16 protein-coding genes, 1 tRNA gene and 1 other RNA gene are annotated in these 23,012 nt (G+C 42.9%); 9 read left to right on the top strand and 9 right to left on the bottom strand.

Annotation, left to right across the window (positions count from 1 at the left end; all coding sequences use genetic code 11):
- Window positions 1–17: 17 nt before the first annotated feature.
- From ABIL39_02710 to alr, 6 genes are all read right to left on the bottom strand, one after another.
- A complete protein-coding gene (locus tag ABIL39_02710; GenBank protein MEO0165030.1) occupies window positions 18–764 on the bottom strand; it encodes a DUF4412 domain-containing protein in 747 nt (248 codons plus the stop codon).
- A 27-nt stretch (window positions 765–791) separates the two neighbouring features.
- Window positions 792–3,323, bottom strand: coding sequence for a tetratricopeptide repeat protein (locus tag ABIL39_02705; GenBank protein MEO0165029.1), 2,532 nt, complete (start codon window positions 3,321–3,323; stop codon window positions 792–794).
- The gene (locus ABIL39_02700; protein ID MEO0165028.1) at window positions 3,323–7,045 is read right to left on the bottom strand and encodes a tetratricopeptide repeat protein; all 3,723 of its coding nucleotides are present in this window, start codon (window positions 7,043–7,045) and stop codon (window positions 3,323–3,325) included. The genes ABIL39_02705 and ABIL39_02700 overlap by 1 nt, the downstream gene beginning before the upstream one ends.
- A 101-nt stretch (window positions 7,046–7,146) precedes the next feature.
- A complete protein-coding gene (locus ABIL39_02695) occupies window positions 7,147–7,611 on the bottom strand; it encodes a cyclic nucleotide-binding domain-containing protein (protein MEO0165027.1) in 465 nt (154 codons plus the stop codon).
- Window positions 7,611–8,639 (bottom strand): LysM peptidoglycan-binding domain-containing protein, encoded by a 1,029-nt coding sequence (locus ABIL39_02690; protein MEO0165026.1) that lies wholly within the window; start codon window positions 8,637–8,639, stop codon window positions 7,611–7,613. The genes ABIL39_02695 and ABIL39_02690 overlap by 1 nt, the downstream gene beginning before the upstream one ends.
- Window positions 8,640–8,653: 14 nt before the next feature.
- Window positions 8,654–9,844, bottom strand: a complete 1,191-nt coding sequence (gene alr / locus ABIL39_02685) for an alanine racemase (GenBank protein ID MEO0165025.1) — start codon at window positions 9,842–9,844, stop codon at window positions 8,654–8,656.
- A gap of 329 nt (window positions 9,845–10,173) precedes the next feature.
- On the opposite strand from alr, the gene ABIL39_02680 reads away from it, so the two are divergent.
- The 6 genes from ABIL39_02680 to ABIL39_02655 all read left to right on the top strand — a co-directional run bounded on the left by ABIL39_02680 (window position 10,174) and on the right by ABIL39_02655 (window position 16,550).
- A complete protein-coding gene (locus ABIL39_02680; protein ID MEO0165024.1) occupies window positions 10,174–11,397 on the top strand; it encodes a tetratricopeptide repeat protein in 1,224 nt (407 codons plus the stop codon).
- Window positions 11,394–12,380 carry an ABC transporter substrate-binding protein gene (locus ABIL39_02675; protein ID MEO0165023.1) on the top strand — a complete coding sequence of 329 codons (987 nt, stop codon included), beginning with the start codon at window positions 11,394–11,396 and terminating at the stop codon, window positions 12,378–12,380. The genes ABIL39_02680 and ABIL39_02675 overlap by 4 nt, the downstream gene beginning before the upstream one ends.
- A 6-nt stretch (window positions 12,381–12,386) precedes the next feature.
- An RNA gene (gene ffs, locus ABIL39_02670) (signal recognition particle sRNA large type) lies at window positions 12,387–12,670 on the top strand.
- Between the two features lie 25 nt (window positions 12,671–12,695).
- Entirely contained in the window at window positions 12,696–14,129 is a 1,434-nt protein-coding gene (gene dnaX, locus ABIL39_02665; protein ID MEO0165022.1) for a DNA polymerase III subunit gamma/tau, read from the top strand.
- Between the two features lie 2 nt (window positions 14,130–14,131).
- Window positions 14,132–14,413 carry a YbaB/EbfC family nucleoid-associated protein gene (locus ABIL39_02660; protein MEO0165021.1) on the top strand — a complete coding sequence of 94 codons (282 nt, stop codon included), beginning with the start codon at window positions 14,132–14,134 and terminating at the stop codon, window positions 14,411–14,413.
- An 82-nt stretch (window positions 14,414–14,495) separates the two neighbouring features.
- Window positions 14,496–16,550: a GreA/GreB family elongation factor gene (locus tag ABIL39_02655; protein ID MEO0165020.1), complete on the top strand. Its 2,055-nt coding sequence runs from the start codon at window positions 14,496–14,498 to the stop codon at window positions 16,548–16,550.
- 1 nt (window position 16,551) lies between these two features.
- Here ABIL39_02655 and ABIL39_02650 read toward each other — a convergent pair.
- Window positions 16,552–16,627: transfer RNA gene (locus tag ABIL39_02650), tRNA-Glu, on the bottom strand.
- Window positions 16,628–16,780: 153 nt separating this feature from the next.
- On the opposite strand from ABIL39_02650, the gene ABIL39_02645 reads away from it, so the two are divergent.
- From ABIL39_02645 to ABIL39_02635, 3 genes are all read left to right on the top strand, one after another.
- A complete protein-coding gene (locus ABIL39_02645; protein MEO0165019.1) occupies window positions 16,781–17,038 on the top strand; it encodes a hypothetical protein in 258 nt (85 codons plus the stop codon).
- 100 nt (window positions 17,039–17,138) lie between these two features.
- Window positions 17,139–18,614, top strand: a complete 1,476-nt coding sequence (locus tag ABIL39_02640) for a glycosyltransferase family 39 protein (protein MEO0165018.1) — start codon at window positions 17,139–17,141, stop codon at window positions 18,612–18,614.
- Window positions 18,593–20,959, top strand: coding sequence for a hypothetical protein (locus ABIL39_02635; protein ID MEO0165017.1), 2,367 nt, complete (start codon window positions 18,593–18,595; stop codon window positions 20,957–20,959). Before ABIL39_02640 ends, ABIL39_02635 begins: the two co-directional genes overlap by 22 nt.
- A gap of 3 nt (window positions 20,960–20,962) precedes the next feature.
- On the opposite strand, the gene ABIL39_02630 is transcribed toward ABIL39_02635, so the two are convergent.
- Window positions 20,963–21,598, bottom strand: a complete 636-nt coding sequence (locus ABIL39_02630) for a hypothetical protein (GenBank protein MEO0165016.1) — start codon at window positions 21,596–21,598, stop codon at window positions 20,963–20,965.
- Window position 21,599: 1 nt separating this feature from the next.
- Window positions 21,600–22,913 carry a sugar transferase gene (locus ABIL39_02625; protein ID MEO0165015.1) on the bottom strand — a complete coding sequence of 438 codons (1,314 nt, stop codon included), beginning with the start codon at window positions 22,911–22,913 and terminating at the stop codon, window positions 21,600–21,602.
- Between the last annotated feature and the right edge of the window lie 99 nt (window positions 22,914–23,012).

Here is a 23,012-nt window from a genome sequence, read left to right as displayed (position 1 = left end):
TACCCGCTTTTATTCCCTCATAAATCAATCCCAGGAATCTCCGCTGGCTGATACCCTTCAGGAATTTCAAAAACCCGGTTGCTGATCGGGACTGTGGTGATCTTGTTTACAGTGCTTGAACCTCTCAATTCTATCACATTCCGGCCTTCAATCTTTACTGTGAATTCCAATTCCAGAGGAAAACCATCCAGTTCTGCGATCTTTTTCTGTAAATCATGGTAATAGGCTTTATCCTGATCAAAAAGTCCCATGGTGATTATTTTCCCTCCCAGTTTCCGATTAAATTCCTTGATTTCCTGATAACCGAGAAAATCACGGCCCAGCCACATTATCTGGGTAATCGTTATCTTTTCGTTATCAGTCTGGAGGGTCATTGTGAGAAGATACTTTTCACACTTGATCTTCAGAATCTCCCTAATTTCAGGGAGTTTTTCAATTTTAAATTGTGGTAGGCACTTGGAATCTCCTGGAAGCCGATCTTTCATGAGAACATCAAGCGGTAATTCAACATATTCCTTTTTTTCCAGGTCCAGAATCCAGGAAACCCCTTTGTCTAAGTGAAGCACCATCACCATCGGTTTGTTGGAGAGTGCTGAAGATTCTGACTTCATTTCTATTCGCACACACCAACCTTTGATGAAATTCCGGATGGTCAGAAATCCGCTCTCCAGGTCCGGCATACCTTCAAACCGGGTCGTGACCTCATACATCACATCGCCAAAAAGAACGGAAAACAAGATCAAAAATCCAAATATCCGGGACATTTCCTCCCCCTTGGAAAATTATTTTCTTCAAGTTTTGAGCTTTCCCTTCTGATAAAGTTCTATTGCCTCCTGTGCCTCCCGGTTGGTGGGATCGATTTCCAATGCCCGCTGGAAGGCAGCGATCGCCTCCTCAAAGCGTTCCAGTTCCAGCAATACCTTGCCCAGATGCGTGTATGCAAGGGCATAGTTTACATTCCTTTTTATCGCCTCCTGGAACATCCCGACGGCCTCATTGAGCTTTTTGGATTTGACATATAAAAGCCCAAAATTATTATAAATCTCCGCAAGATTCGGTTCCAATTTTAATGCTTCCTCAAAGGAATCTTTCGCCTCTTCAGCCCGCCCCAGTTCTGTCAATATCAGCCCCTTTAAATTCAAATACTCGGCAAGGCGGTCCAGCTCAAGGGCGCGTTCAATTTCATTCAAGGCGAGTTCATAGTTGCCTCGATAATAATAGAGGGTAGCACGGTCAAAATGGTCCAAGGCATCCTTTTTGCGTTTCGCTGCCTGTTCTGCTTTATATTGTTCTTCCTGTTTGATAAAATATTCTTTTAGACTCTTCAGCACCTCACTGCTGAATTTTGACACTTCGAGTTGTTGTTCGAGCAAATCCTTAAATTGCCGCTGAATCTCATTAGTCATGGCAGTGATCCGGCTGTTGAGTTCACCGAATCTTTCGGAAAGCCGCGCAATATCACTAAAAGTCTTCTCATACTGTTGTTCCAGAGCCCCGATTTCGTTTTTCATCGCGCTAATCAAGCCTTTCACCGATTCCTGGATATTCTCGCCTACCAGCTCCACCCCTTTGCGCATACCCTCGGCAAGCCCAGCGATTTTACCCAGGGATTCAAGGTAGTTACGGTTGAGATTTGTCATCATCTCACTCATATTGGCGATGTTGTTTTGGGTTTTCTCGAAAAATCCTTCTAAATTGACGATCGCATTTTGGATGTTATTCAGGGAATTCAAATAGTGCTGATTGGTATTGTTCAAGAATTCGCCGATATTGTAGATACCGCCCTTTAATACATTATTCAATTCATCATACTTTTTCAGACCTTCCTGGGCTGTGATCAATTGCTCAGCCAATGCATCTTTTAATGCCTGGAGCGGTCCTTCGTAATTTTTCAGGCTTTCCTGTAAGGCGCGGAATTGATTACCGATGATCTCTTTTAGCTCATTGATGGGTGCTTCGTAATCCTTCAACCTCTCCACAACTGAACTCAGTTGACTGCTTAAAAAGTTTTTCAATTCACTTAATGGCACCTCTACACCTTTAACAGTCTCCTGGATTGTTCCCAGGCGCTGAGTTAACGATTCTTTCAATTCATTTATAGTCCCTGCTATCGATACAAAACCATTCTGCATCCCGCTTATATTGCCGATAAACTCGTTCTTCAAATTCCCCAGTTCAGATTTAATCACACTCGCCAACTCATCAAGTCTGTTTGTCAAATTATTACCTACTTTTTCCAGGTGACTGCTGAATACTTCTCCGCTGCTCTGCTGGAGTTTGGCAAATTCGTTAAAGAGCACTTTTAACTCATCCAGTTTAAAACCAATCGTTCCTTCAAGGTCTTTTAACAGATTTTGCTGACTTTCCACCTGATTCTGGAGGAAATTGAGCATTGTATTTTTCAAATTTTCTAACTGATTATTGAGGGCATCCTGAAATCCACCAAAGGTTTTGTTTAAAATCTCCTGCTGATTCTGTATTCCCGTCCAATAAGCAGATTTTAACTCCCCAAACTGCGCACTGATGGTGTTCACGGAGTTAACCACTTCGGATTTCATACCCGTGAGTTCATTTTTTATTAAATCCGCAAGGCTGTTTACACCCAGACCGATATTTTCTACTGCATCAAAGCGCTTACCAATTTCCTGGATAAGGGTGTGGGTGCGCTCCAGGGTGTTATTAACTGCTTCAGCCCCTGCTTGATATGTAGTCATCAACCGCTCAAGAGAATTCTTCAAAACCTCGGTTCGCGAGTTGATATACTCATTCACGGTATTGAAATTGTTTTTCAATTCCTCAAAATAATGCCTCAGTTCTTCGCTCATGCGCTGCTGGGTGCTTGTCAGATTATTGTAGGACTCCTTGAGCGTCTTCAATTCCTCAATCTGCTTTTCTCCAAGATTACTCAGGGCGCCGAGTTGATTTAAATTCTTTTCCGCCTGGGATTTAATCGTTTCAATCAAAGTATTCTGTAATTCAGTCAATCGATCAAAACCCAGGATGATGACTTCATTCTGTTTCTTCATCAGATCAAAGCGGTTAAGCAGGGCATCTTGAAAGGTTTGCACGGTGGTAGAAAGAATCACACCAATTGCCTCGGTCCGCTGGAACATCTCTTCTTTTATCTCCTTAACACCATTTTTGAAATCCTCAATGATAATACCATTTTTGATATTGGTAGAAAGCAAAGAACAAAGTTTAGCCGCACCATCATAAACCATGCATTCGTTTTTTATACACTCCTTTATCTCTATCTCCTCACCGAGTTTTTTCCCTTCACGATCAAAGATCTCTTTGCGCCTAACAAGGAATGGACACTTCATCAAATCCTCCCTTCAATAAAATATCTCCTACTTAAACGCTGCTCCTGGGCCAAACGCTCACACCTTTTTATTCGTGGTAATAGGGAATCGTCGCCCAGCGTCTTCAGGACACTGGCAGCGGCAGCGTAGGAACCAAGCATTTCATAAGCATCGGCATAAAGCAAGGCGGTCTCGTGGTCCACAGGCAGTTTTCTCAATAACTCCAGGGCTTCTACTGGCTGCTTTTTGTGGATCAAAATCTTCGTTTTTAAAAGCAAATAGGCTCGTTGACGCATTGTTGCGGGGCTCATTCCCTGGAGCTCTTTTTCGGCTTCTGAGATTTTATCGAGTAAAAGATAAATATTTGCCCGCAATAACCGAGATTCATCAGCATCCTCGGTAAGTTCTTTAATTTTTTTACTGAGATACTCATCCCGCATTTTCTTAATCTTTTTATATACCTCATTGCGATCCTTTGTCTCTTGTAAGAGCGTAGCATATAGCTCAAATGCCCGATCCGTTTCGCCTTTTTCAAAATATAATTCGCTTTTCTTCAAAAGAATCTCCTCCCGCCGCTGGGGTATCAATTTTTCGACTTTATTTAAGAATTCTATGGCCCGGTCATAGTCTTTTTTAAAGGTATAGATCTCACTCAGCAACAAAAATGCCGGTGCCATCTTTTCGTTTTTGACTGTAATCTCAATCAATTGAGTGATTAACCGATCGGCGAATAACGGCTCCTTATCAAACAACTTTTTGAATAACATGATTGCCCGATTTAGTTCCCCAGTCTCTTTATACAGTATCCCGGTGTAATACATCAACTCGCCAGACCGTTCACATATCGGACTGAGCGTCTCGATGATCACCGGAACTTCCTGAGGGGCAATTTCAGCAAGTTTTTTGTAGGTATCCACAACCTTCGGATAATTCTCTTCATAAGTGAACAGACGCCCAAGGAAATAATAAGAAGGGATGTGCCCGGGATTCTTGGAGAGGATCTGCATAAGGAATTCCTTTATCCAGGGGATTTCGTTTTTATCTATATTAAAAATCTCTTCCACTGTATAGAGTGCATCCTCCAGGTTATTGTAATTAAAATAAATCTGCGCCAGTCCTTTGCGGGCTTCAATATCCTGGGGTTCTTCATTGCAGATTTTTTTCATCTCAGATATTGCGGGTTCCCGCCAGGCAGACTCTTTTTCTTGGGCTGCGATATAAAATTTTATCGCCGAAGATTTTAAATTGGCAAGATGATATATCCTTGCGAGATTAAAAGATAATAATGGTGAGGGGAGCTGGGTGTTTAATTTTTCTAAAAGAGGTAAAACGCGACCGACCAGGGTATTATCTAGTTCACAGGATTGAACGAGATGTTTGATTCCTTCCGGATATTTCTTCAAACTCAACTCCACCACGCCCATGGCGAATATAACCTTAGGGTTAGCAATGGATTTAGCGGCTAAGGTCTTTAACTCATCAAGCACATATTCAGCCCGGGCAGGAACGATGCGGGCGGTCAAAAGGTATTCCTCTACTGCCTCATCAATCCTTCTTGCCCGTGCCAAGGCACGGCCACGGGCAAAATGAGCCGGCACATTGCTTTTATCCACGGTAAGAATTTTGTCCAGATACTCGATCACTTCTTTAGAATAATCTGTTTCACCATCGAGGGCTAGCATCAGCGGTCTAACCCCATCGCTCAGATTTCCACTCTCCACATAAGCCTGTCCTAACTTGAGATAAAAATACTGTGCCTGATTTCCAAAGACCTCAATCGCCTTCTTTGCCTCTTCAATCACTCGGTCGTACAATTTCCGATTGAAAAAGGTATCGATGAGCAATACCCAGACCTCCCGGTCTTTAGGGAATGCTTTTAAAGTATCATAAAATTCATCAATGATTTCAAAGAATGCCTTGGGATCCACCATCTGGGCAGTCTTAAAGAACTGCGTAGCGATCTCAATCTCACCATCTTTCAGGAATGTGCGTGCCGCAGTCAAAAGCAAAGGCACGGCCCGGGGCCGTTCTTTTATCACTTCAATCAATGCCCGCTTGGCGGTATCTTTATTTTCCTCCTGGGCAAGGAGTTCTTCAAACTTTTTTACTGCCTTCTCATATTCACCCGCATAGGCATAACCCCGGGCTAAAGCGATATCAAATATCACAGGCTCCTTATCATGAAATTGTTGATAAATCTCCAGAATCTCTTTCGCTCGTTCGGGTTTATGATTCAAAATGGTATCCAGAAGAGGAACAAAATTGACGACATTTTCTTCATTAAGATTTTGTTTGATCAGTTCCAAGCCTTCAATATCTCGATCCAGATTGAGGAGTGCTCGAACTTTTAATGTGAGATATTGCGGGTTATCTGGAGCGCTTCTTAAAATCTCATCAAGTGCTCCCAAGACGAGCTCAAATTTCTTATTTTCCAGCAGGGTTTCGAAGATAATTACTGCGTTCTCCTCTTCGCCTTTATGACTGTAGCATAGACCGAGCAGGTAAAGTCCGTAATGATTTTCAGGCGATTGGTCTAATATAAGATTCAGATTCTGGATATATTCATCGATCAGTCCACGATCAATCTTATATGCCCGATCAACCACCCGGATCGCCTCTTCAAATTTTTTCTGTTTGAGATAGAAATTCACCAATCCCTGAATCACCAAAGGATTGTTCGGTTCTTTCTCAAATGCCTGTTCATACCGGACCATCACTTCCGGATATTTCTCCGGATCGATCTCCAGAATCTTATCGAACTCGGAGATTGCGAGCGATATCCGGCCGGCGCGGAGCAGATTGTCCGCGAGGGTAAATAAGACTTTTAGATTTTTGGGGTGGAGGCGCTGAAGTTCGCGCAGTGTCTTTATCACCTCATCAATCCGAGACGGATCTTTTCTCAATATTCCTTCCAGCCGGTCCAGGGAGGCATCGAGGTCGCCTTTTTTGACATACAATTCGGTGATGAACTGCTGGAATGTTGCCTCGAGATCCGAAGGCGGCTGAAGGGTAGTGAGTGTATCAAGGAGGGGATCAATGAAATCCGGAAATTTTTCATAAATCCTTTGGGCCTGGTTCAGTGCCTCTGCAACCTGTCCGGCATTCGCTTCAGCTTTGAGTAATAGGAGCGCCGCATAGGGATCATTAAAGCGTTCACGGGCAATTGCCCGTGCCCACCCCAGCAGTTGTTTCTGGAAACCCTCGGTTTCGAGGAGAAATTCAATATTTTGCAATGCCGACTTCCCATCCTGGAAGGTAAAAATAATCGTGCCGTAAATAACCAAATTCTCGAAATCCCTTTTGGAGAGAACCTTTTTTGTAGTTATGTTCTGTTTCAATTTTTCATAACGATTTATTAGCAACTTCACTTCCCGTTCATTAAAAGCCCGGAGCACCTTGAATAGTTCATCGTATTCTTCCTGGGCAACATATAACTGGAGGAGAAAATCACCGGCATCGATAGAGGTATAACGGAAGAAATAATCGGAGAGGATGCCGATGATCTCATCGACCCTTGCCGGAAAGAGCGTATGGGCAGTACGCAGAGTCTCGACCGCCTCGGCTCTTTGTTGATTTTCAAAATAAAGACGAGCAAGCTCTAAGTAGCAGGGAAGAGATTCTTCACTCTCGGTAAGGTTATCTTCCAGTATCTTTATTGCGGAAGTGATCTTTCCCTCTTTTACATACTCTTGGGCTCGCTGGTATGCCTTCTGGGGGTCTTTTCCGGCAAATATCTCAAACATGCTCTTCCTTTCTTCTCCTTTTGCTTGATTGACTCTTCAATAAATTATCAGCGCTGATATGCTCAAGCAAAACCTGAATGTGCGGTGGTTCTTCCCAATTTTTAGAAGGTCTTCGCAATAGAAAAGATGCTCTTCAATTGCTCATCCGTCTTTCGGAGACGGGCTGAGAGCGTCCGGGTGAATACCCAGAGTAACTTGTAGGCAATCCGGGTATCTTGCGCCAAGAGGCGGCGGAAATCTTCCTTGCCGATTACCAGAAGAATTGTATCATCATTCGCAATCGCCGATGCCGAGCGTGGTGCATCATCAATCAATGCCATTTCTCCGAAGTATTCACCTTCGCGTAAAATCGTGAGTGCCTCCTCACCAACACCAGGTACAATTGTAGAAATGCGCACACTCCCAGAAACGATTAAATAAAAGGCATCGCCGATGTCACCCTCTTTGAAGATTACCTCATTTTTTTTCACCCGCTTTTCCTGAGAGATAGATATGAGGATATCCATCTCGCTCGGAGTCAATTCCCGAAAAAGATAAACCTGACTTAATGCTTCCTTTTCTTTCATCACCGCGCCTCCAGAACCAAACGACACCTCTCACCCCGTTTTATGAGGGGCAATTTTTCTTCCCATCTCAGTAACCCGATCGATGCTCTCTCAAAGATGCTTACGATCTGGACTCGAGCAATGGTATAATCCGGCATCTTCTTGCCTCCCACTATCCGCTCTTGATAAACATCAAATATATCACCCACTGCAATACCAGAGTCTTCACCTTTATCGATGTAGACAAAGACATGGGGTGGCGTCATATGGGTCTGCTCGCTCTTTACCTCCACCACATACCCCTCAATCTCTTTCGTTGCCGGAACCAGGGTCACATTCTCCGGTGCCATCTGAGGGGTGTATGGGGTGACCAGATCTCCGGTCTTGATCAGGTCATAGGAATCGATCACCCTGCATCTCGCCCCCTGTTCGCTCATCTCTTCGATCTCTGCCCTACCCAGGACGATTATCTCCTTCCCGAGAAATGCTCCGGTCTTGGGATGCTTGATTACCTTGCCCGGGCGGTAAATTGTAAGGATATCTCCTATTTTGATATCACGTGCGCGATCGATATAGATCGTTTTATAAGCGGTGATATGCTTCTCCCCCGCGGGTTCAGTTCCAACAATCTTACCCCAATAAGGGAGATCTTCGGTGAGAATGAACCCTGCCCTATGGATGATATCTTCACTGAATATGCGCTCCTCAGGCTTTACCATGGAAATCACCTCGGCGGTCTTCTTCGTTGGCGCCGGAGTGTATGTGTAGGTCTCCGGAACCACCTCGGGTGCGGGAACCTCTGGTGGAGCCGGAGGAACTGCTGCTAAGGATTCCTCAGGTGCAGGGGGTATCACAAAGACCTGGTCCGGATAAATCCAGTGCGGGTCTTTAATCTTGGTGAGATTTGCCCGCCAGATATAAGGCCATAAAAAGGGATTCTGGTAGTAAAACCCGGCAATATCCCAGAGTGTATCACCTGGTTTTACCGTGTGGGTTGTCTCCTGGGCGAATATGGAGACAAAAGCCAAAAGAAGTATCCAACGTTTCATACTTACCTCCTTTTTCAAATTTTTTCTCTCTCAATTTTATGATACTCCGATCTGCCTAGTAAATTTCTTATCCCTATGATTTTATTACGGTCCTTAAAAACCCGGGCCACCCTGGGTCCAATCCCGGAGGTGATCTCATAGACGATTGTATTACACTTTTGTGCCAGTTCCTCAGCCCGGATTTCCTCATCCCCTTCGCTTCCAATCAATGTCACGGTATCACCCAGGCTGGCCTGGGGTATATCAGTCACATCCACCATCATCAAATCCATGCAGATCGTTCCCACAACCTTTGCCCTTTTTCCTTTGATGAGCACCTCGGCAACATTGGAAAGCATGCGGGGATAGCCATCACCATAGCCAACGCTCACGGTAGCGATGCGGCTCTTACGTTTTGTTCTATAGGTATGACCGTAACTGATCGGAGTATTTTCAGGAACAATGCGGAGATTAACAATCCGCGATTTCAAACTCATCACCGGTTCAAAAGCATCCGGATATTCGATCTGAGGAGAGGGTCTCAAACCATAGAGTGATATGCCGGGACGCACCAAGTTAAAGTGTGCTTGAGGATAACGGAGGATTCCTGCAGAATTGGCAATGTGACAAAATTGAGGTTTTATTGCTAACTGTTCCAGCCTTTTTAATAACGAATTGAATCTGTCGATCTGTTGCCGGGAAAAGACACCGTCTGAATCAGCCAAGGGAAAATGGGAGAATAATCCTTCAATCCTGATATAGGGTGAGCGTGCTATTTTCTGGAGCACATCAACCGCACTTTCGTAGCCAAAACCGGTCCGTGTCATTCCGGTATCGACTTCCACATGGACGAGCATCGGTCTTTTGTATCTTTTCAAACGCATGTCCAGTGCTTTAAAAAAAGCCAGTTCAGATATTGTTGGAATGAGATTATATTCCAGACAGGCATCAATCTGTTCTTTGAGGATTGGACTTAAAATAACAATTTTTGCTTTTATTCCGGCAACCCTCAATTCAATCCCCTCCTCTGCACTCGCCACCCCGAGCATATCCACGCCCAGTTTCTCCAGCGTTCTTGCTACTTCTACTGCTCCATGACCATAGGCATCGGCTTTTATCGCTGCCATTATTTTCTTATTTCCAACCACATTTTTGATCAACTTGTAATTATTGCGCAATCGATCAAGATAGATCTCAGCCCAGGCTCTACCGATATTGTTGGTCATTAATGTAAATATATACATAAATGTTAAAAAATCAAGAGCCAAATCTACTTAAATGACCATCTTCCTGGGTCCTCTCCATTTTTAGGGACGATAAAAATCATGGGCAAACTTTGTAAGGGTAATCAATGATTTAGGGTTGGGATTTTTGTAGGGCAGGCTTTAGCCTGCGGATAAATGTTTTTAAATCTTAGGGTATTTCGCACCCTGAAGGGTGCGGCTACCTCTAATAATTTAGCGCGCATAAAAATAATTTGAGAAAAGAGGGCTCAGACCATCTTCCTATTGACTTTGTCTGTTTTTTGGATAGAATACCCCTTAAGGAGGCAAAAATGAAAAAATGCTTCGCCTTAGCCTTGTTGGTTTTGTTTTTTTTAGGTTGTCCACCAACCTGGAAGAATGCCTGCAAAATATATATTCAACAGCAGGATTATGCCCGAGCTAAAGCCCAAGCGCTCGAAGGCATAAAGATTGTGCCAGATGATTATGAAGCTTATTGCTTGCTCGGGAAGGCAGAATTAGGTCTGGGGAATTATCCTGAAGCAAGCAAGGCCTTCCAAGAAGGTTTCAAAAAAGATTCCACTGCTACAATCACCTGGTTAAAGAACGATGAAAATGGTCGCAATGTTTCGGCTTACTGGCATATCTTTTACAGCACTGCCTACAAACTTTATCTGGATAAAAAGTATGAGGAAGCCCTTGCAAATCTTTATTTTGCCAAAAAACTTGACCCCGAGAATCCCAGCCAGTACATCCTGGAAGGGAACATTTACAGTGAAACCGGAGAAAAAGAGAAAGCATTAAAAATCTTTTTCAAAATCCTTGAATTTGATAAAGAAAATGCCGAGGCAAATTATTTCATCGCCCGGTCCTATTTCGATCAACAGGCATATGACTCCACCCTTTTCTATCTGGAAAATGCAATAAAATCCCATGAAGCCGAATACGGGAAATTAAAGAATTTGCTTTTTAAAAATGTAGAACCACAGCAGTCCCTCGTTGAAGAACTCGTAACGCTATGGAAAGAGAATAAAAAGGATGCCTTGGATCAATTCCTCAAGGTAAAATTGGGGATCGAGAATGGCCTGTCAGCCCAGGAAAAAAATGTGGAAAAATTTGCAAAAGTCAATGAAGGTTTGGGTCGGGATTATTATCTCACCGGCATCACCTATCTCAATCGTAAAAATGATACCCTCGCCTATAAAAACCTCGCGAAGGCGGTTGAATTCATTCCTAACGATATCGATGTTCTCTTCTTCCTGGGTGAGCTTCTGATCCGTATGGGGAAATGGGCAGATGCACGTAGATATTTTGAAAGACTTGTTCAAATAAAATCCGATGATTTCCCCGCTTGGTTTTACATTGGGGTTACTTATTCCCAGGAAAAAAATTATAAAAAAGCAATAGAGATTTATGAAGGAAAAGCGTTACCGTTAGACCCTGAAAATGTTGATGTATTAACCAATCTCGCCTATGCCTATCGTGAGCTCGGTAATACCAAAAAGGCTTGGGAATATCTCCAAAGGGCTGATAAGATAACAAGGGAGAAAAAATGAACCGCAAGACTACAGAAGTCATTCTTAATATTTTGATATTTATTGGTCTTTTGGTCCTCCTTTTTGTGGTTGGTTATCCCCAGTACAAAGAGGCTCAACCGGTTAAAGTGCGCATCGGTGTTGATAAATTCTTCAGCGGACTTCCGTTTTATGTGGCACAATTTGATACCACGCGGCGCTATTTTGTCATTGAACGGGTAGCCCCGGAGTTTGTAAACATCACCGGTGACCCCCTGGAGGGATTGAAGCGTGGTGAATATGAGATATGTGCGGTCCCCTGGTATAAGTTATTAATCTCACCAAGCCTCAACGGAGATACGGTAAAGGCTGTGGGCACCATAACCTTCAAAGGAATTGCCGATGCAATCATCATTCCTAAGGGTACAAAGATAAAATTACTCAAAGACCTCAATAAAAAGAGGATAGGGTATCTCATCGATGAAGAATATCTCTTTAATCTTGTGGCACCCAATTTTGCTGTAGAAAAACTTACTAATTATACTCGTGTTCCCTTAAGCCGCGATGAGTTACCCACCGCCTTATCGAGTAAAAAGGTTGATGCCTTATTTGTTCTTGAGCCTTTCCGGAGTTATCTACTCTTTTCAGGTGATACACTCCTGGATGAAGGTTTGATCAACCGGTATGTCATGCCTTCCATGCCCTATCTGGCGATCGTGATGCGTAAGAAATTCGTCCAGGAAGAGCGTCTGGCTTCATTCCGGATGAAAAATGTCCTTGATGGCGTCCTCGGGTATTTAAGATTAAAACCCGAGATTGGTAAACAGGTGTTGGTGCGCAACAATGATTGGCCCATGGATCCTATCTTCCTTTCTAATATGAGGATGCCTGATTTTCAAAGGCTCGCCGAGATCGATTTGAAGGCGATTGAAACATTCCAGACCTATCTGGTACGGAATGGTATCGGAACCTGCGGTATAAAGCCCCAGGAGTTTCTGTTTGAGAAGACTGACTTCAAAAGATGATTCCGGTCGTGCTAAACGGGGAGCTAGCGGTGCCCTGAATCCCGTCGCAAGATGGGAGGACCCGAAATCCGCTCATGCGGGGTGAAGACCCCTTGGAGCCGGCAATCTCAGGGGCAACAGTAAGGAGTAAAGGGCGTTGAGGCTCGGGTCTTATGAAAGCACCGTCTACAAACCCCGCCAGGTCCGGAAGGAAGCAACGGTAAGTAGACAGAGGGCTGGTCATAAGGGTGCCTGGGCTGAGTCCTTTGCCTTGCTGTTCCTGGTTTTGTCGGCGAATTGGGGTTGCGCGACCGGATATTAGCGTTGCTCAATTTTATGGCTCATCGTGTCCTTTCATTAAAGTATCGTCCCCAGAATTTTGATGAACTAACCGGGCAGAATCATGTTGTTCTCTCTTTGAAAGGCGCGATTAATAGTGGTGCCATCGGCCATGCCTTTTTATTTGCCGGACCGAGAGGGGTGGGTAAGACCACAACAGCCCGGATTTTCGCGAAAAGTTTAAACTGTATCAACGGCCCAACAGTCAATCCCTGTCAGGAATGTCCTTCTTGTAAGGAGATAACCACCAGCCGGAGTGTAGATGTCATTGAAATTGACGGTGCTTCAAACCGTGGGATCGACGAAATACGAAATCTTCGGGAAAGTGTAAAATATGCACCTCTCCATGGTCGGTATAAAGTATATATCATCGATGAAGTCCATATGCTCACTACCGAGGCATTTAATGCCCTGCTCAAGACCCTTGAAGAACCTCCGCCCAATGTGGTATTCATCCTCGCCACCACCAATCCAGCAAAGATCCCGGCAACAATAATCTCCCGGTGTCAGCGTTTTACATTTAAGCGCCTCTCCATCAGTGAGATCAGTGGGCGGCTAAAAAAGATTGCGGAGAAAGAAGGGATCGAGATCACCGATAAGGCGTTATACTACATCGCCCTGCGGGCTGATGGTAGCATCCGAGACGGTGAGAGCATCCTTGAGCAACTAGTTTCTTTTGTAGAAGGACGGATAACCGAAGAGGATGTCTTTAAACTCATAGGTTTTTTAAGTGTTGATTTTTATATCGAATTGATAAAAAAGATCGCGACGAATGACCTTGCGGGCATGATTACGCTTTTGAATAAAGGGATCAATGAAGGTGCGGACATCTTTGAGATCTACAAGGGTCTTGTGAATAATTTGAGAAAGATATTGCTCGCCAATATCGGAATTGAACATGAACTGCTCGATTCTACGCCTGAGGAGATTGGCATTCTGAAGAATCTGGGTTTGAACAATACCCGGCTGATCATGCTCATTGAAACCGCCTTACGCTTTGAAGATATCATCAAAAGATCGCTCAACCCAAGGATTGCCCTTGAGTTACTTTTTGCCCAGTTCACCTCAACCCCGCAAACAGCAAATGATGTTGTAAACTCTACAAAAAAGGATCCGGATATTTTTGAGAAACAGAAGGAATTGACCTGCAAAGAAAAATTGGTCGCCGGATTGAACGCACGGAGTCCGAAGATCTCAGCAATCGTTTCCCAGACTGAATTATCCATCAATGATGATAATGCAGTGATAAATGTCGTTAATGAGTTCCAATACAAGGAATTGACTAAACATCAAAAACTCTTAATAGAAGCATTAAAAGATATCACCGGAAAGGAAATCAATTTAAAAATAAACATCCTCGCCCCGGAAAAAAAGCCGGGTAGTCTCAAAGATACCATCATCAGCATGTTTGATGGTGAAGAAGCCCGGTAAGGATGGACAATCTTTTTAAACAGGCATTAAAACTCCAGGAAAAATTGCGGACCGAACTCCAGAAAATTAAGGTAGAAGGGAGTGCGGGAGGCGGGATGGTCAGGATTGAAATGGACGGGGAACAGAATGTCATCTCCTTAAAGATAGAACCCCAGATACTCGAAGAAAAAGATATAAATCTTCTGCAGGATTTAATCGTAGCCGCCTTTAACGATGCCCAGAAAAAAGTGAAAGAAAAAATCCAGGAGACGATCGCTACCCTTACAGGTCTTCCCTTTGTTTAAAATAAAGCCACGCAAAAGACAGAGTGTCATGCGGGCGGTGCAAGTCCTCTTGCCTGTTTCTTTTTTTTCGCTATAATAAACCATGATTGAGAAGATAAAGAATGCAATAACAGATGGAAATCTGGCAGAAGTGGAAAATCTTTGGATGGAGATGATGGAGGATAAAAATGTTCGGGTGGAAAGTTTTTTAACGCTCGCCGATGAACTGAAGAAAATAAAAGAAACAAAACTCGCCTTTGAACTCCTTGACCTCTTGGTGGACCATCTGGTCAGCGAGAAAAGATTTGCTGAAGCGATAGCTGTCTGCAAACATATGGCTTATTTCACGGACGACGACCAGCCCGTAAGAAGAATGCTTATTGAGTTATACAAAAAGCAATACCAAAACAATCCGCGGATTGAAAAATTCCTTGAGCTATCCGGTATTGATAAACAAGAGCATCTTTTTAAGAGTCTGGAGAGGCTGGAAGAATTTTTGAAATATGATATCGGACAGATTTTTTATTCTGAGAGATGGGGACTGGGGGAAGTCGTCTCCATGAATCCGGAACGGCGTGAACTCATCCTCGATTTTCAAAAACAGAAAAGCTATTTCGTACCCTTTGAAGTCGCCCGGGGGTTGCTAAAACATGTTCCGGAAGGGAGTTTTCTCTTCAAGAAATACAGAAATATTGAGGAATTAAAATTGATGGCTCAGGAAGACCCCATCGGCTTAGTCCTTTTTTTGCTGCAAAGTTCTCAGGAACCATTAAGCTCAGGGGAGATCAAAAAATATCTTTTGGGAATAGTGGCGGAAGAGGAACTGGATAAATTCTGGGAGAAGGTGCGCAAAAGGTTGGAAAAAAATGATTGGGTGAAAGTGGAATTAAAAAAAGGCCAGAAGATTTATCAGTTCATTGAAGGAATGAAGAAAAAAGAACTCTATCTGGAGTCCTTCCGGCAGAGTAATCTTGATGAAAAATATTCACTCTTGGCACGATGGAGCCGGGAGGTTCCAGAAGTATTTGCCGAAGGGGTAAATTTAATCATTGCCGAGGCGAACCAATCATACCCCCAGCACCCGGCAAGATGTCTTGATATTCTCTATTTCTGTGCCGAGCACGAAAAAGTGGGTTTGAATTATACAATCGATGATTTATTAAAATACGCAAATTACGAAAATCTTTTGTTAAATTTAAAAGATAGTGACCATAAGCGAAAATTCCTACAGGAAATCAAGAAAAGAGAACCACAAAACTGGCAAAAGATATTCCTCCAGATTTTAGCCATAGCTGAGGATTCCAAATTAAGCGAAGAGATCGAAAAAGAACTGAATAATGTGGGTTATAATCTAACCGAAATTTATAAGACCGCCCTGGTATCGCCCCAGCAATATCCCCAAATTTTTTTGTTGCTTTTAAAGAAACTTGCTGATGGAGCGCTGTTAGAATTTCTCAGCCCTAAGTATCTCCCCCGGGTGATAAATAATCTGGAGTATATCAGGGGCGCCCGGCAATTGTTTCTCAAAGGATTCACCTTAGAGCGTTTTGATGCACTCATAAAAGATGCCACACCTGCAGAGGTCTCAAAAATAAAAGAGGAATTGATTAAATCGCCAGTGCTCAAAAGCCACGAAAAAAATGATTATCTAAAAATCATCGATTATCATTTCCCCTCAGAAAAAAGCATCGATTGCATATACACCACTCCGGAAGCGCTTGAACGAAAGAAAAAAGAACTTGAATATCTGCTCACAGTTGCAATCCCGGAAAACAAAAAAGAAATCAGCCGGGCGCGTGAATACGGAGATTTGAGTGAGAATTTTGAATATAAGGCGGCAAAAGAACGCCAGGACCAGCTCTACCAACGGGTGCGCATGATTCAATCCGAACTGCAAAAAGCGAAGGTGATCGATTTTAATCAGATTGATACTACCCGGGTGTGCATCGGCACCAGGGTCACACTTCAGTCATTAGAGGATAGCTCCCTTTTGGAGTACACGATCTTAGGACCATGGGATTCAGACTTGAGCAAAAATATCATCTCTAACGAATCACCCCTTGCCCGGGAAGTATTATTAGAAAAAAAACCGGGGGAGATTGTAACCATCGAGGGTAAAAACTATCAGATAATTAAGATTGAAATCGCAAAAAATTGACTGGCGCCAACGGGATTCGAACCCGTAATCTTCGCCTTGAGAGGGCGATGTCCTGAACCAGGTTAGACGATGGCGCCGCGAGATATTATATTCAAGAATAAGTCTCCTGTCAATAAACTCCCGTTAAACTCATGCCACATTTTTTAGCGTTTGAAAAAGGGGAAGACTCAGCCTGCTCGAGGGTTGACTTATTATGAAAAATAAATAAAATAATCAAAAAAGGAGCAATTATGGAGAAACTGATTGGTAGGGTCACACATTATTTCAACAAAATCGGTGTTGCTGTCGTCGAGATAACCGATGACGAATTAAATGTCGGTGATACAATCCATATCAAAGGCCATACTACTGATTTCCAGCAGGTAGTCAATTCTATGCAGATTGAGCATAAGCCTATAGAGAAAGCCAAAAAAGGTGAAAGCATTGGTATGAAAGTCGATTCGGTTGTCCACGAAAAAGACTTGGTTTATAAGATAATACCGGAATAGGTAAAAATTCAATGTTTCTGCACTCGGTCTGCTCCCGTCCAAAGCCTTAACGGAAATCCTCTGATTGCATTTTTGGACTATCAGGTGGGCGCTAAAGATTATGCCCCTCTGGCTCCTCGTTTTATTGATTGCAGTTTTACCCCGTCTCTTTCGTATCCTTTATCCTTACGCCTGGTTTGAAGATTCGGTATATCTATACCAGGCATTCGCCTACCGATCAGGATTAAAACCTTTTATCCATACCCTCTCAGTTCATCCACCATGCCTTGAATATCTGCTTGCGGGATTATATAATATTTTCGGTGTTTCCTATCGCGTTGCGGAAATTTTAACCGCAATAATCGTAACAATCTCCACACTTCTCCTCTTTGATATCGCCCGCCGGCTTTTTGGCAGATACATCGCTTTATTCATGATTGTTCTTTTTAGTTTTTCCTCGCTGCTTTTTCGCTATCATATCTTCGAAAGGGAGATTTTCACGCTTTTCATTACCTGCTTGGTAATGTGGTTCATCGTCTCCAGAAGTTCTCAACCCTTGAATTGGTTTCTTATTGGTCTCCTTTCAGGCTTGGGGGGCAGTATTAAATTATCCGGATTATTCATTCTCCCTGCGGTAACAATATATTTTGTGGCGGAAAAAAGATTTAAGGCAATACTGTATCTTTTATCAGGATTTCTTATCATTACCATTGTCCTCTATGGCTATTTCCTGATCACCTACCAAACTCCAGCTTTTTATCAAATTTTTTATTTCCATTTTTTCAAAGGTTATGACACCGCTATCAATGTAAGGTTTCTCGATCCATTTTTGATCAGTTTAAATTACCTGTGGATCCTCGGTGCCAGTGGTATCATTTTGTGTTTTTTCTCTGCGAACAAATTTCTCATCTTTCCCCTGGTGCTATTTTTGGAATACTCATTATTCTTTCTTTTTGTAAGTTCAACCTGCTGGCCCCATAATATGATCGATTTATTGTTACCCTTAGCAATCACCAATGGATTAACTATTTATTGTTTAAAGAATCGCTCTTGGCGAAAGAAGAATATAGTACTTTCCTCGCTGAGCGTCATTCTGGCGGTTTTTTTCATATCCGCTGGAAGCCTGAATTTTTCCTATTATCAGGGATTCGGATATATCCCACGCCAGGAAGTAAAAAAATGTGCGGAGATGATCAAATTCCAAACACCACCCCATATGCCGGTTCACACCCCCAATTATCTCGCCCTTGAAGCCCACCGGTTAAAACTCATTGATTATGAAGAATGTATCGGCCCGTATCGGTTGATGTTGAAAATCATTAAAGGGAAAAACAACCTCTCGTTAAAAGATATTAAATTCTCTGGTTGGCACGAACTGATTAAAGAGACCCTGAGATTATGGCGGTACGAAATTGATGAAGCGGTGAGAGAAAGGCGCATTTCCTGCGTTGTCTGGGATAAGATATTTCCGGAATGGGCGCTGATGTATAATATAGATAAATATTTAGAAAGCGAAATTAAAATCTTTTCGGGCTCTGGTTACCGAGTGATCTACGACAGTCCGTATTATACGGTATGGGTAATAAATCAGCATTAGCAAAAAAGATAATCTTTCAGTCAATGATGCTTTTGTTCATTCTGATTTCGGTACAATTCCGGATAAGATTGAGTACAAATCCTGAATACTATGACCCAAAAGACCCAACCGCCTTTTACTGGACTGAGAATGCCCTCCAGTATCATTATGCGGAACTCGTGGGCAACGGAAAGCCGATCCCCTCGTTTGATCCAAAACTCCAGGCACCCGCAGGGGTTAAAATCTTTGAAAATCTCACAATTTTAATGGAATATCCGTGTGGCTGGTTATACCGAATTTTAGGGCTGAAGTCAAAAGGCGTACTCTTTCATACCTGGGCAATTACCTTCATCGCTATCTGGGCAAGCTTAGGGATATTAGCGGTTTATCTTTTAGCTCGGGCACTCGGTTTGTCACCTCTTTCTTCTCTATTTGCTGGATTACTACAAAATTTTTCTCTGGCAGCGGTCGGTCGCTCTACTTTTGGCTTCTTAAATGAAGATTTTGCCTTGCCTTTCATCATTGCTGGGATCGCCGGGTATCTTTATGCACTCCATCATAAAAAAAACCGGATTATCGCTGTTCTTGGCGCAGGGATCTGTTTGCTGATAAGTCTCAGTGCCTGGCACTTTGCCCGCTTCATCTTTTTGACCATAATTGTCATCTCTGTCTTTAATCTTTGGCTATTTGAAATCGATAAACAAACAAAAGAAAAGGCATATATTCTTCTTTTTCTACTTTTTGTTCCATTCCTCGGCAGTTTTCTGGTCCCAGTGCTGAAAAGCCGCTTATATTTCCTCTCTCCCCCTTTTGCTCTCGGTTTTGGATCAATTATTGGAATCCTGCTATTTTCTACCCCCACTGGCCGGCCACCCATATCTTCATTAAAAGGCTGGTTTGCCATCCTCACTGGACTTGGGTTCTTGGTGCTGAGTCTTATCCTCACTAATCTTTTTAAGACCGAAACCGAATATCTCCATGTCTGGTCCTTGCTTCTGGCGAAGATTAAATATCTCGGCATTAAACCGAATAATCCCGAAATGCTTGATTATGCTGCACGCTCATTATGGATTGAGGCGTTCAACAGTCCTCATCCGGTAAGCATTTTCAAAAATCTCTTTCCGATCATAATTCCCGCGATTCTGGCACTCCGCTATGTAGTAATGAGAAGTTTTGTGGATACATCAATCCGCTTGTTCTTCTTTTTCAGCATGATATTCTTTGTTAGTTATTTGGCGATCGAAAGGATGGGGGTGGTGAATAATTATTTTATTAGCATCTGGGCAGTGATGCCGGTGCTGATGGAGGCGAAAACAAAAAGGCAATTGCGTGAATACTTGATCTATATCGGACTCGGGATAATATTCTTGTTTAATTTTTATCAGGCATTCCATATCCATCAGCCCACGGATTATATTAAAACCTTACGGCGTATCTTCGGGAATGAGATCGGCCATGGGTTTTTTAACTGGCGTTTAAACAATGTGGAACTTGTCAGATTCATCCGTTTGCAGACTCCCGCGGATGCGATATTTTTATCTTCGTTCGGGGTTGGTCCCCTCATCTTTACATATGCGGAAAGGGCGATAGTCTTGCAACCGAAGTTTGAGGTGCGAAATTGTCAGAACCTTGTGAGAGAATTTTTGGCAGCCATCTATGGTTCTGAGGAAGAATTTTATAACTTCTGCCGGAGTAAAAGAGTGGATTATTTTTTATATGATATAAGGATATTGCTTGATAACACCCGTGAGGGAAGTCGCTGGATTGCTGGGAAAACAGAAATAAGCACCTCCACAGCTGCCTTTTTATGCCATTTTGCACCTGAAGACCTCAAACATTTCCAGTTGATCTATCAAAATACCTATTATCGACTTTATAAAGTCCTTAAGGAAGGAGAAACAAAGGTTCCTCCAAAATTTTCTTATCAGTTGATATACGACTTAAGGGCTTTCGGCAATCAAACTAAAGAGTGCATATTCTTTGATGACCGTCATACAAGCCAGATTCTGATGAGAATAAAAAATGCCAAAATTCTACTACAGGAGGCGAATGCCATCTTGATCCACAATCCCCAGAGGGCATGTCAGCTCACTGCACAATCTATCGCTCTTTATCCAGGACTCATCGGTCTCGCAACTATCCATGGGATAGCCTTGACCCTGAGCGGTCAACATAAAGAGGGGCTCGCCTGGTGTGAGCAGGAAGTCGCGGAGAATCCTCTATTTCCCCTTGCCCATTATAACCTTGCCTACTGCCGGTATTTGAATAATGACAGGGAAGGGGCAATAAGTGCGCTTAAAGAAACCCTGCGCCTGGATCCGAATTTTTCTCCTGCATTAGAAATGCTAAAGCAGCTCCAGGACTAATTTTTATATCTGCAAATTGACTCCGATACCAAACTGATTCACAATGTAACGCTTCCCTTCGTTATTCCCCCAGAGCCAGTTAACCTCCGGAATAAATTCAATCCGGTTTCCCAGTGCTATTCCAAAACAGTGTCCCACATGGAAGATAAAACGGGGTGGACGTGTGGAATGTTCCTGGCGATCCCGATAATGAAGGGAATAGATAAATTTTGGGGTGTATATGATCTTTATCTTATCTCTTAACTCTTTATTTAGAAGTAGGTACCCGTAGAAATCATAGACATAATCTGTTATGTACCCTATGCGCGTTCCTTTCATATACCCGAACCCAAACTTCACAGCGCCCTGGAGTGGTTTCTCTATTAGTTCGACTTTCAAGGCGATAAGCCCGGAGGTGGGATAAGAATATTTTAATTCTAACTCAAGCCTTTTTACCATCCCGGACTTTATCCAGATGTCAAATCGCCGCTCGTCATAAGCAATTGTATCATCGGTCGGGCTGTAGATACAGTAATTATCAACACCTAAACCGATGCTGTATTCGCCGGGATTTAGAGATCTTGCAACATCAAATGTAGAATAACTCTGGGACCAGGTCCAGGGTAAATTCTGGGTGATAAGAAAAAAAACAAAGAACATCTCAATGAGCTCCTTGTCTTTTAAGTATAATAAAGATTGTTTTCAAAAAAATCTTCAAATCCATCTTCATGGAAATATTGTTGATGTATTCAAGATCATAAGCCAATTTCTTTTTTACATCTTCAATTGTTCGGTCATAACAATATTTGACCTGCGCCCACCCGGTGATTCCAGGATGGACGGTGTGACGCAGGGAATAGAAGGGTATCTCGTCTACAAACTTTGATACAAAATGAGGCCGTTCAGGTCGAGGTCCCACGAAACTCATATCTCCTTTAAGCACATTGAACAATTGGGGCAACTCATCAAGACGGAACGGCCGCATTATTCTGCCCATCCGGGTAATTCTTTTATCATTTTTTTCTGCCCAGACCGGACCGGTGTATTTCTCGGCATCTTTAATCATCGACCGGAATTTTATAAGCGAAAACTTCTTACCGCGAAAACCCACGCGCTTTTGAACATAAAAGACCGGCCCCGGTGAGTCAATTTTTATCAACAAGGCGATCACCGCCAAAAATGGAAAAAGGACCAACAACAAAATCGAAGCCAGGACGAGATCCGTCAATCGCTTTAGAAACCGATCCCAGGCCGAGAGGGGATGAAAGATGACCTGGAGCAGATTGGAATCTGGAACTTTTTTGACCAGAAAATGTTGATAGATTAAAGGATAAAGTTTTGGGGAGACAAAAATGCTGTAATTGCTCTCGGCAAACTGGGAGATAACCTTCAATACTTCCTCCTGGGTCTGTCCGTTGCTTTCAATCACGATGCCATCAATCTTATTCTCTTTAAAAATGCGCCGTGGGGTCTCCGCATCCAACTCAGTGAATTTCACCTCTTTCACCATGGTGAAATTGGGATAGGGGCAATCCGCAATATCTTCGCCGTTTTTAAAAACAATCACCCGGCTCGGAATCTTTTTTATATATTCTCCAATTAAACCCCACAACAGAAAACGCCAGAGAACTAAAGAAGAAAAGCCAATCGCATAAGCTGGAAGGAAACCCCTGGCTTTAAAGAAATCGACATTCATCAGATAGGCAAAAGAGAGCAGCAGGGTCATACCAAGAAAGATTGCCTTAAAGAGGCTGAAAAGCCCGTTCATAATCTGAATCTCTTCCCTCGGTCTATAGAGTTCAAAAGACTGAAAAAGGAATAGCCAGAAGAGGAGCAGACCAAAGTTGGCAATAAGGGCGTGCTGACCGAAAGCAGTTTGATTGATCTCGGAAGATTGCCAGCTCACGAAAAAGATGGTCAATAAAATAATAATATCACCACTAAGGGTAATAATTAACTCAGTTCTTCTTGCCATCCAACATCTGAGTCAGCTCTATAGGCAACCTCCCTTTCATAACAAACAATTATATCCAGAAAATCAATTTTGTCAACAAAAAAACACGCTTGATTTTTT

The sequence above is a fragment of the candidate division WOR-3 bacterium genome, from assembly GCA_039802205.1.
Lineage (GTDB): Bacteria > Hydrothermota > Tepidihabitantia > SM23-42 > JAOAFX01 > JAOAFX01.
The sequence above is the reverse complement of the archived record's forward strand: the minus strand, read 5'-3'. Positions and strand labels throughout refer to the sequence as shown.

What these genes read in the sequence shown, in the direction of transcription:
- ABIL39_02710 (MEO0165030.1), bottom strand. Translation starts at nt 764, where the DNA reads ATGTCCCGGATATTTGGATTTTTGATCTTGTTTTCCGTTCTTTTTGGC.
- ABIL39_02705 (MEO0165029.1), bottom strand. Translation starts at nt 3,323, where the DNA reads ATGAAGTGTCCATTCCTTGTTAGGCGCAAAGAGATCTTTGATCGTGAA.
- ABIL39_02700 (MEO0165028.1), bottom strand. Translation starts at nt 7,045, where the DNA reads ATGTTTGAGATATTTGCCGGAAAAGACCCCCAGAAGGCATACCAGCGA.
- ABIL39_02695 (MEO0165027.1), bottom strand. Translation starts at nt 7,611, where the DNA reads ATGAAAGAAAAGGAAGCATTAAGTCAGGTTTATCTTTTTCGGGAATTG.
- ABIL39_02690 (MEO0165026.1), bottom strand. Translation starts at nt 8,639, where the DNA reads ATGAAACGTTGGATACTTCTTTTGGCTTTTGTCTCCATATTCGCCCAG.
- alr (MEO0165025.1), bottom strand. Translation starts at nt 9,844, where the DNA reads ATGACCAACAATATCGGTAGAGCCTGGGCTGAGATCTATCTTGATCGA.
- ABIL39_02680 (MEO0165024.1), top strand. Translation starts at nt 10,174, where the DNA reads ATGAAAAAATGCTTCGCCTTAGCCTTGTTGGTTTTGTTTTTTTTAGGT.
- ABIL39_02675 (MEO0165023.1), top strand. Translation starts at nt 11,394, where the DNA reads ATGAACCGCAAGACTACAGAAGTCATTCTTAATATTTTGATATTTATT.
- dnaX (MEO0165022.1), top strand. Translation starts at nt 12,696, where the DNA reads ATGGCTCATCGTGTCCTTTCATTAAAGTATCGTCCCCAGAATTTTGAT.
- ABIL39_02660 (MEO0165021.1), top strand. Translation starts at nt 14,132, where the DNA reads ATGGACAATCTTTTTAAACAGGCATTAAAACTCCAGGAAAAATTGCGG.
- ABIL39_02655 (MEO0165020.1), top strand. Translation starts at nt 14,496, where the DNA reads ATGATTGAGAAGATAAAGAATGCAATAACAGATGGAAATCTGGCAGAA.
- ABIL39_02645 (MEO0165019.1), top strand. Translation starts at nt 16,781, where the DNA reads ATGGAGAAACTGATTGGTAGGGTCACACATTATTTCAACAAAATCGGT.
- ABIL39_02640 (MEO0165018.1), top strand. Translation starts at nt 17,139, where the DNA reads ATGCCCCTCTGGCTCCTCGTTTTATTGATTGCAGTTTTACCCCGTCTC.
- ABIL39_02635 (MEO0165017.1), top strand. Translation starts at nt 18,593, where the DNA reads ATGGGTAATAAATCAGCATTAGCAAAAAAGATAATCTTTCAGTCAATG.
- ABIL39_02630 (MEO0165016.1), bottom strand. Translation starts at nt 21,598, where the DNA reads ATGTTCTTTGTTTTTTTTCTTATCACCCAGAATTTACCCTGGACCTGG.
- ABIL39_02625 (MEO0165015.1), bottom strand. Translation starts at nt 22,913, where the DNA reads ATGGCAAGAAGAACTGAGTTAATTATTACCCTTAGTGGTGATATTATT.